The organism is Endozoicomonas sp. Z74 (genome assembly GCF_057680865.1).
This window is the reverse complement of sequence record NZ_JBLYZI010000149.1, coordinates 1-10,056: the sequence shown is the minus strand read 5'-3', so window position 1 is coordinate 10,056 and position 10,056 is coordinate 1. Positions and strand designations below refer to the sequence as shown.

Annotated in this window: 7 protein-coding genes; 2 read left to right on the top strand and 5 right to left on the bottom strand. The window is 53.0% G+C overall.

Features of this window, described 5'->3' with window-relative positions; all coding sequences use genetic code 11:
* Positions 1 to 120 precede the first annotated feature (120 nt).
* From ACNRUY_RS24685 to cysM, 5 genes are all read right to left on the bottom strand, one after another.
* The gene (locus ACNRUY_RS24685; RefSeq protein WP_488114330.1) at positions 121 to 822 is read right to left on the bottom strand and encodes a baculoviral IAP repeat-containing protein; all 702 of its coding nucleotides are present in this window, start codon (positions 820 to 822) and stop codon (positions 121 to 123) included.
* Between the two features lie 120 nt (positions 823 to 942).
* A complete protein-coding gene (gene mazG, locus ACNRUY_RS24680; protein ID WP_488114329.1) occupies positions 943 to 1,761 on the bottom strand; it encodes a nucleoside triphosphate pyrophosphohydrolase in 819 nt (272 codons plus the stop codon).
* Between the two features lie 98 nt (positions 1,762 to 1,859).
* Complete coding sequence (gene relA / locus ACNRUY_RS24675; protein ID WP_488114328.1) at positions 1,860 to 4,112, bottom strand: GTP diphosphokinase; 2,253 nt, start codon at positions 4,110 to 4,112, stop codon at positions 1,860 to 1,862.
* A gap of 16 nt (positions 4,113 to 4,128) precedes the next feature.
* A complete protein-coding gene (gene rlmD, locus ACNRUY_RS24670; RefSeq protein WP_488114327.1) occupies positions 4,129 to 5,460 on the bottom strand; it encodes a 23S rRNA (uracil(1939)-C(5))-methyltransferase RlmD in 1,332 nt (443 codons plus the stop codon).
* 168 nt (positions 5,461 to 5,628) lie between these two features.
* Entirely contained in the window at positions 5,629 to 6,528 is a 900-nt protein-coding gene (cysM, locus tag ACNRUY_RS24665; protein ID WP_488114326.1) for a cysteine synthase CysM, read from the bottom strand.
* A 116-nt stretch (positions 6,529 to 6,644) separates the two neighbouring features.
* On the opposite strand from cysM, the gene ACNRUY_RS24660 reads away from it, so the two are divergent.
* Together ACNRUY_RS24660 and ACNRUY_RS24655 are read left to right on the top strand one after the other, a co-directional pair.
* Positions 6,645 to 9,416, top strand: a complete 2,772-nt coding sequence (locus ACNRUY_RS24660) for a response regulator (RefSeq protein WP_488114325.1) — start codon at positions 6,645 to 6,647, stop codon at positions 9,414 to 9,416.
* A 143-nt stretch (positions 9,417 to 9,559) separates the two neighbouring features.
* Entirely contained in the window at positions 9,560 to 9,844 is a 285-nt protein-coding gene (locus ACNRUY_RS24655; RefSeq protein WP_488114324.1) for a hypothetical protein, read from the top strand.
* The last annotated feature ends 212 nt before the right edge of the window (positions 9,845 to 10,056 follow it).

The window sequence follows — 10,056 nt, the reverse complement described above, 5'->3', positions numbered from 1 at the left end:
GCCGTAATGCTCAAGCCTTTCTGAAACTGGATTTTGTTCTTAGCCATGACAACACCTCGCTTGAACTGAAAGCCAGTGTCGTCATTTTAGCCGAGAAATCGAGCTGAGGTTGGGTGGTAATCAGGTAAATCTATAAAAATCATCCCGTTCATATCCCATACTTTCAATCAAATCTCCTACTTTTTGTCTCTTCCTCAACCAAGAGTCCCCAGTAGTATTTTTATTTACTTTTCCCTTTATTTTTTGTGCTTTTTCTTCATTACTAGCCAACTCTTGCTCTACATGCACAACTGTCTCTTCTGAATCCAGGGGGGCCACATGCAAATTGGCTCCTATCGGGCTTTGTACTAACTCATCTTGTGAGTATTGATCCAGCTCAGCTGGACGATTCATAATAAAATCAAGATAGGGGCAAGATGGATTTATTTTTCTATGAACATCAAACGGACTTTGACTCTCCATCCATGACACAATGCCTGATGCAGCGGAACAGAAAAAACACTTAACTTTGTCAGGTGAAAACTTACTCTTCAAAAAACCAGGAAGAGGCCTACCCTGAACAAAATAGAACCCAGCATAAGCAACTTCTTTTGGAGACATTTTCAGTTTATCCAAGATTTCTATCGCAGGCTTCACACTGAAAGTTCTTAACCTTGCAGTTTCACTTCTCATTGATTCATTGATTTTTCCTTTTAGAAAGGGAAGCTTACCAATGGGAACGACATCTTGCCCCCAGACCTGAAAGCCAATCGTGGCCCTGCGCAGCTCTTCATTTGAAATGCCAGCAAAATTATCCCAGAATTCCTGAGCCTCTGAACTCAAGGAACCTCCAGAGCAAGATTCCATATCAATATAACCTCATCAAAAGAGCCTAAAGCAATAAAATAAGTACGTGTATTTTCTACAGCGGTATTGATATGGACTTTACTCACTAGGTAAAGTTCATTTATCCACGAATGACTTACACTCTTGCCAGTAAGCCTCCATCTCCTCCAGCGTCAACTGCTGGAATTCCTGCTGATTGTCCGTAGCCAGTGCTTCCATGGCCCTGAACCGCTGATCAAACTTCCCACAGGCCTGCCTCAGGGCCATATCCGCATCCACTCCCAGATGACGGGCCAGGTTGACACAGGCAAACAATAAATCCCCCACTTCCTCGGCCACACGTTCCTGGCTTTCCTGCCGGGCCTCCCTGATTTCCACCAGTTCCTCTTCAACCTTGGCAAACACCGGCGAGGCATCGGGCCAGTCAAAGCCCACTCTGGCCGCAGCAGACTGGATTTTATCCGCCCGTTTGAGTGCAGGAAGAACGGCAGGCAGGTCATTGGGCATGGCCGAGGCGCTCTGGTGGCGCTGCTTCTTTGATTTTTCCTCTTGCTTGATGGCCTGCCAGCGCACTTTGACCTCTTCCGGTGAAAGGCGGGTCGTAGCCATGGAAGAGTCCAGGGAGCCATCTGGAAAGACGTGGGGGTGTCGTCGAATCAGCTTTGCCAGCAGTTCCCGGGTGATGTCTGAGAAATCAAAGCGCCCTTCCTCTTCCCCCATCCGGGCATGGAAGATCACCTGAAACAACAGGTCTCCCAGCTCTTCCCGAAGGTTATCGTAATCTTCCCGCTCAATGGCCTCCACCACTTCACAGGCTTCCTCCAGGGTGTAGGGGGCAATGGTGGCAAAATTCTGTTTAAGATCCCAGGGGCAACCCTGTTCACGATCCCGGAGCCGGGCCATCAGAGTGATCAGATCGTCTACGACATGGTTCAAAGGGTTACTCTCCCGAAAACTCATTTCAATTTGTACAATGAAAAAAAAGGTTTCAGATAGAATACCCTCTGAAACCCTTTTGGACACACGACAACCTGCTAGCCCATCGTTCGATGACGAACCGCCTCAATGACATTGGGCAGCTGGGCTACCTTGGCCAGAACCCGGCCAAGACTTTCCAGGCTTGGAACTTCCATGGTCAGCAGCATGCTGGCCAGGTGCTCTTCCTTGCTGGTTCGGGTCTGCATGGACAATACATTGACTTTGTCGTTTGCCAGTACCACCGTAATATCCCGTAGCAGTCCGGGACGATCATAGGCAGTGATCACCACGTCCACCGGGTAACTGTAGTCAGGACGATGCCCCCAGTTCACCTCGATCAACCGCTCCGGCTCCCGCTCCTGCAACGAAAGGGCTGTCGTGCAATCCTGGCGATGGATGGTCACTCCTCGCCCCATGGTAATGTAGCCAATGATCGGGTCACCGGGCACGGGCTGACAGCAACCGGCCATCTGGGTCAACAGGTTTCCGACACCGTCAATATTGATCGTGCTGTCGGACACCCGCTCCTGCTGGGGACGGGTGCGGATTTCAAAAGATTTTTCCTCCTCTGGCGCCACCTGCTTCTGGGCCAGCGCCACCACATGACGTAGTTTGATATCGCCAGCACCAATGCCCGCAAACATATCTTCTGAAGCGGGACAGTTGACCGATTCTGCCAGTTGATCAAAATCAACACCACTGAGGGCCTGGCGTTTCAATTCCGCTTCCAGCAGGCTCTGGCCATCCATAATATTGGCATCACGATCCTGCTTCTTGAACCAGCTGGTGATCTTTGCCCTGGCACGGGTCGTCGTGACATAGCCCAGGTCAGGGTTCAACCAGTCGCGGCTGGGATGGGCATTGGGCGCTGTCAGGATTTCCACCTGATCGCCGGTTTTCAGTCGATGGTTCAGGGGTACAATACGTCCGGCAACCTTGGCTCCACGACAACGGCTTCCCACTTCGCTATGAATACGGTAGGCAAAGTCGATAGGGGTAGCGCCTGTGGCCAGGTCCACCACATGACCGTCCTTGGTGAACACATAGATCCGGTCCGGCTCTACATCAGCACGCCACTGGCCACCCAGGTCACCCAGGTCACCCAGGTCTTCATGCCACTCCATGACCTGGCGCAACCAGGATATTTTTTCTTCGTAGCTGTCACTGCGGCTGTTAACGTCAGTGCCCTTGTATTTCCAGTGGGCGCAAACCCCCAGCTCCGCTTCTTCATGCATATCATGGGTACGGATCTGTACCTCCAGGGTTTTGCCTTCCGGGCCAAACACCGCCGTATGAAGCGAGCGATAACCATTTTCCTTAGGCGTGGCAATATAGTCGTCAAATTCCTGGGGAATATGATTCCACAGAGAGTGCACTACCCCCAGGGAGGCATAACAATCCCGTACCTCATCGGTCAGGATTCGCACGGCACGGATATCGTAGAGATCCCTGAAATCCACATTCTTGCGCTTCATTTTGCGCCAGATGCTGTAGATGTGCTTGACGCGACCATTGACCTCCGCCCGGATATTGGATTCCCCCAGCGCCTTTTTCAGGGTCTCCACCACATCCGTAATGTATTGCTGCCGGTCCAGGCGCTTGCCATCCAGCAGTCGGGCAATCTTTTTGTAATCCTGGGGTTTGAGATAGCGGAAAGAGAGGTCTTCCAGCTCCCACTTGATGTAACCGATGCCCAGCCGGTGTGCCAGAGGGGCATAGATCTCGAACACTTCCCGGGCCACCCGCTGCTTTTTCTCTTTACTGGCATTGCGAACCGCCCGAATGGCGCAGGTACGTTCCGCCAGTTTGATCAGGGCCACCCGGACATCATCAATGATGGACACCAGCATTTTCCGGACTTTTTCCAGCTGATCCTGACGCTGGTCAAGTACCTGCCGGCGCGCCGGGTTCTGAACGGTACTGATGGCCGCCATGCCCTGCACATCCCGGATCAAGCCAGCAACGGTTTTGCCAAAGCCGGTTTCCACCTCTTTCAGGGGCAGTTTGGTTTCCCGGACGGCCCGATAGAGAATGGCAGCCACCAGGGATTCCATGTCCAGCTTCAGCTCCGCAAGAATCTCAACCATTTCCAGTCCGGTACGGAAACACCCCTGCCCGGTGGGCCATGCGGTTTCAGCCTCCTGAGCGTCCTGAAGGGCTTTTGATTCCACCTGGCGAACCCATTCACAGGCCTCCCTCAGCCTGCCGGTGTCTCCCACTTGGTACCGATCCTGAAGGCGGCTCAGCCAGGCGTCCAGATCGACACTGCCGTCAAAATGCTGCGGCTGATCTTCTCTTACCTTGACCATCTATCCCATTCCATTCCTATCGAGTAAACAACGCCATCGACTCCACATGGGCAGTCTGGGGAAACATGTCCATAACCCCCAGTCGCTCCAGTGCAAACCCATATGATGCCAAAAGCCCTGCATCCCGCGCCAGTGTCGCCGGGTTGCAGGAAATATAAAGCAGCCGGTCAGGCAGTGCCTCAGCCAGCTGACGAATCACCGCTTCAGCCCCGGTCCGGGGTGGATCCAGTAACAGGGCATCATAGTGCTGGTGAAACCAGCTCTGCCGCCTCAGGTCACTGGACAGGTCAGCGGCATGAAATTCCGTATTTTCTATAGCATTCAGCAGGGCATTGGCTCTTGCCTGCTTCACTGAGCTCTCACTGCCCTCCACTCCCACAACCTGGCCTGATTGTCTGGCCAGGGGCAGTGAAAAATTGCCAAGCCCACAAAAAAGATCCAGAACACGGGCATCCTGTTCCAGAGCTAACCAGTCCAGAGCCTGGGCCACCATGGCCCGGTTCACAGGCCAGTTCACCTGGGTAAAGTCCAGAGGACGAAAACGCAATGTCACATCGGATTCAGGCAACCGGTAATAAAGCTCACCGGTTCTATTCTCCGGATCAGGAGAGTACAGACAATCCACCTGATCGGGCCCACTCTGAAGGAACAGGTAAAGCGACTCCTGTTCGGCATAGGTCACCAGCTTCTGGCGGTCCGCCTCTGAAAGCGGCCGGATATGACGCAACAATACCGCCCTGCCATTATCCGCCAGAAAGCACTCCGCATGGGTAATCGCTTCACGGGCCCTGAGAGCAGGCAGTAATGTCTGCAATTGTAACGGCAATGACTGAAGGGGGTCTGCCAGAACCGGGCATTCATGGATAGTACAAATGGCCTGGCTGGCTTTCTCTCGAAAGCCCAGGTGCAACCGACCCTTTTTCCAGCGAATGGCCAGGCGACAACGGAAACGATAGCCATAAGGACTGGAGACCAGAGGCTCTGCCAGCCTTTGTGGCTCGACCCCGGAAAAACGGCTCAGCTGGTCCAGAACAATCCCCTGCTTTCCCCTGATCTGCCCCTCGTGGCTCCAGTACTGCAGGCTGCAGCCACCACACCGGGCAAAATGAGCGCACTGGGGATCGCAGCGTTCCGGTGAACGGGTCACCAGCTCAGTTGCCCGGGCATTGACATAACGGCGCTTCGTTTCAGTCACCTGAACCCGGACCGTCTCCCCCTTCAGGGCGCCTTCCACAAACAATGCCTTTCCCCGGTGGCGGCCAAGGCCTCTTCCATCATGGGACAGGGCATCAACAAGCACATCCCCATCAATACGACAGGAGGTGGAGGATGTACGGTTCAAACGCATGAATCAGTTTCCGTATACGACGGCCTGAAAGCAGAAAACTGCCCACAGGCACTGGATAAAATGTCAATCAAATAAAGAGCCCGGATTCTACTATGGAATCGCCGGTTTGATCAGCTGGCATACATCAATGCTTTTGTAAATCAATCACTATGAGCCTTGACACTTCTGCTAGCTCTGGACCTCAACCAGATCAAATACACCGGTTGACAGGTAACGGTCCCCCCGGTCACAGATAATGGCAACAATGGTGGCATGGGAAACTCGCCTGGAGAGCCTCAGCGCTCCCGCCACCGCGCCTCCGGAGGAAACACCACAGAACACACCCTCCTGTCGGGCCAGTTCCCGCATACAATGCTCCGCTTCCTGCTGGCTGATGTCCATTACCTCATCCACTGCAGAGGCATCAAAAATATCAGGCAGGTACCCAGGATTCCACCGTCGTATGCCCGGAATACTGGCCCCTTCAGCAGGCTGAAGACCGACAATCTGGATATCCGCATTTTTCTGTTTGAGATATCGGGAGGTTCCCATGATCGTCCCGGTTGTGCCCATGGAGCTGACAAAATGAGTCACTTCCCCCCCGGTCTGGCGCCAGATCTCAGGCCCGGTAGAGCTATGATGGGCCAGAGGGTTATCAGAGTTGGCAAACTGGTTCAGCACCTTGCCCAGCCCCTGGCGCTGCATGTCCAGAGCCCGGTCACGGGCCGCCTCCATGCCATCAGGCTCAAGTATCAACTCAGCTCCGTAGGCATTCATGGCCGCCCGCCGTTCGACACTCATGGTATCCGGCATGACCAGCACCATTCGATAGCCACGAATGGCCGCAGCCATAGCCAGGGCAATGCCCGTGTTGCCACTGGTGGCTTCAATCAGGGTATCCCCGGGCTGGATATCCCCCCGGGCTTCAGCCTCAGCAATCATCGACAGTGCCGGACGGTCTTTCACCGAGCCCGCCGGATTCTGCCCTTCCAGTTTCAGTAGCAGGGTGTTGGTGGTATCCCCTCCCATACGCTGCAAACGAACCAGGGGGGTATTACCAATAATTGACTCAATCGTCGGGTATTCCATGGACACAGAACTTCCAATAATTTTATTATGCCTGACAGGCGCCAGCCATGACCGGCGCCCCATCATAGCAGAACACCCTCACAAAAAAGCAACAATGCAGTAGGGAAAGGTATCCCATGAGACATAACCTTCAGGCATTTCGTCAGCGCATACTGCTGATGGCTTTACTGCCCGGCATCGTGATTTCCCTGCTGATGGCAGCGATCTATCTCACCAAACGTTATACCGAGCTGGATGAACAGCTGCTCTCCAAGGCTCAGGACTATACCCGCCACAAAGCCGGCATTGTGGCTCTGATCCTACACCGGGATCACCAGAAAGAACTCCAGAGTCTGATCAGTATGATGCTGGATGATTCCGATATCCGGGCGGTGAGCATTGTCCGGCCGGATGGCACTGAATGGCTCCATGCCGGCCCCAAACTGACTCGTAGTGGTGAGATTCATTCGTTGCTATCCCATGAGCAGCAGTACTACAGGAATCAACGCATACTTCAGGTGGCCAGCCCTGTCACCCTATTTGAAGAAAAGGGCGAAGAGGTATTCCCCCAGGCCTGGATACTGATCGACTATTCCTATGCGGAAACCCACCTGATCAAGTACCGCTCCCTGGCGTTCAGCATTACCATTGTTGCCCTTGGGCTCGCCCTCTCCCTGGTCATCAGCCTGAAACTGGGCAATGCCGTTACCCGTCCCCTGGAGAACATGGCACGGGTCATCAGCCGGATACGGGATGGTTTTTTTGATACCCGCCTGCCCGACACCCCCCACAGCCTGATGTTCGGCCTGGAGTCTGCTATCAATGAAATGCTGGACAGCCTGCAGGCCCAGCACCAGAAAATGACCCGCAACATTGAACAATACAACGCCGACCTTCAGGAGACCCTGGAAACCATTGAGATTCAGAATGTGGAGCTGGATCTGGCCCGGAAAGAAGCCCTTGAGGCCAGCCGTAGCAAGAGTGAATTTCTGGCCAATATGAGTCATGAAATCCGCACCCCGCTCAATGGCATCATCGGTTTTTCCAACCTGATGCTGCACTCCAGCCTGACGCCCCAGCAACATGATTACATGAGCACCATCGAAAAGTCCTCCCAGGGGCTGTTGACCATGCTCAACGATATTCTCGACTTTTCCAGGATTGAGGCGGGCAAACTGGAGCTGGACCCTCAGCCGGTCAATCTGAGGGAGCTGGTGGAAGAAGTGATGACCATTATGGCCCCCGCCGCCCACAGCAAGTCTCTGGAAATGGTCAGTTTTATATACGACGACGTACCAGAAAGTATCCTCATTGACGGCCAGCGTCTGCGGCAGATATTGACCAATCTGGTCAGTAATGCCGTGAAATTCACCAGTTACGGCTCCGTATCGGTAAGAGTCATGTTAAACCAGGAGATCGATGATGGCCTGATGTCTCTGAAAATATCCGTGGCGGATACCGGTATCGGCCTGACCCGGGAACAACACCATTCGCTGTTCCATGCGTTTGCCCAGGCGGACAGTAGCCGAACCCGAAAAGCCGGGGGAACAGGACTCGGCCTGGCCATCAGTAAAAGCCTGGTCGAACAGATGAACGGAGAAATCGGCCTTGAGTCCGACCTGGGTCAGGGAGCCACATTCTGGTTTACCTTCCAGGCCCGGGTCCAGATCAAGCCCCTATCTGATACTGCTGAACAACCCTTACTGTCGGGAAAGAGTGTCCTTCTTGTGGAGCCCCAGGAATTGACCCGACTGTCGATATTTCACCTGTTAACCCGACTGGGAGCGGATATCACAGCCGTTGCCAGCCGTCGCCTCATGCTGCAGACCATTAAGGAAAAAGGCACTTTTGACCTGACCCTGATCAGTCTTGACGATCAATCCATTGACTCCGCTCTTGCTGAGCTGGAGGTGTTTTCTCAACCCTTCCCGGTAATTTTGCTGACCCAGGCCGGTTCCGCCGGGTTACCCGATAACCCGCTTCCAGACAATGTCAGCACTCTGTTGAAGCCAGTCAGCCTGAGCCGACTGGCAGCCCTGATTTCCCTGAAAGAAGGCAACCCCGGCCCCTGGCAGCAGCAGCTCAGCCAGTCCCGCAAGATACTGGCCGTTGACGACAACCCGGTCAATCTGAAGCTACTGAAAACCATCCTCACCAACCTTGGCCAGCAAGTCTCGACCGCAGAGAACGGCTTTGAAGCCATTGAGCTATGTCGTCACAGCCATTTTGACCTTATTTTCATGGACGTACAGATGCCCGGACTGGACGGTATTGAAGCTACCCGGAAAATACGACAGCTGGACCACCCCAACCAGCGGGTACCGGTGATAGCGGTCACAGCTCACGCCCTGCCAGAAGAGAAGAAAAAGTTGCTGCAAAGCGGCTTTGACGACTACATGAGCAAGCCGGTGAGCGAAAAGCTGCTGATCACCATGATTAACCAGTGGACCCACCTGCCAGCCAGCCCGGAACAGTCCCGTCTGAAACCCATACATAAAACTTCTGAACACGCAATGAAGGCCCTGCCCCTGTCAGGGCCTGAAACCGGGACCACCCGGGAAGATTCTCCGGTCAATATGGACCTTGCTGTCCGGCTGGCAGCGGGCAAACATGAGCTGGCCATGGAAATGCTGGACATGTTGAAAGAGGGGCTGGCCGATGACTTAACAACCCTGAGGCAGGGGTGGAAAAGCAACGACTTTCCCGCGGTCCTGGAAAGGGTTCACCGGCTCCATGGTGCCTGCCGTTATTGCGGAGTTCCTGAGCTGGAAAAAATCTGTGACCGCCTGGAAACCCGGCTGAAGAAGCACAATACGTTAGATCAGAGCGATATCAAAGAGGACTTCCACCTGCTGCTCCAGGCCATTTTAAGACTGCAGACGTGGGAAGTAGAGGCAGAGCCTGTTTGAGCTTAGTTGCTGCTACAGCCCAGCTATATTAAAAATCGTCCAAGAGCACGCCAAAATACAACGTTTGCAGAAGAATCAATGCTAAAATCGTTATCTTTTATAAAATACTCAAAAATCAGTACACAGAAACAAAGAGAAGCCTAATGGTTAATCGCTGCGCAATGACGGGTAAAATCGTTGAAGGGTCTTCTGATGCTATCTGGGATGATGGAGAATGGATAAGCTGGGACTGGATCAACGAGCAACTTTACGAACAAGAGCTTCGAGAAAAATTTCCAAATGCTGATCCAAGCCTGATCGGAATATTCGAACAGCTCGTATATGATGCTCAAGTGTACAGAGAAATTACAGAACGATATCTTCCAATTTTTGGAGAATTAGGCGAGCTTTTCGCAGAAATAACCTTTGGTATTGGTGTTACCCACTAAAAGTGGACACCTATTGTTGATTTACTTCTTCAAACTTAGCAGGGCTAAGATAACCCAGTGCTGAGTGACGTCGAGTTCTGTTATATGTAGTAGTTCAGACCTGATCTGACAGTCACCGATTTTTCAGAGGGTGTCTGTCAGGTCAAATTCAGGCTACAAATTTTTCCTTCCAGATCTCTTTGCCATCTATCAGAGTTTCCATTGGCGTTCTT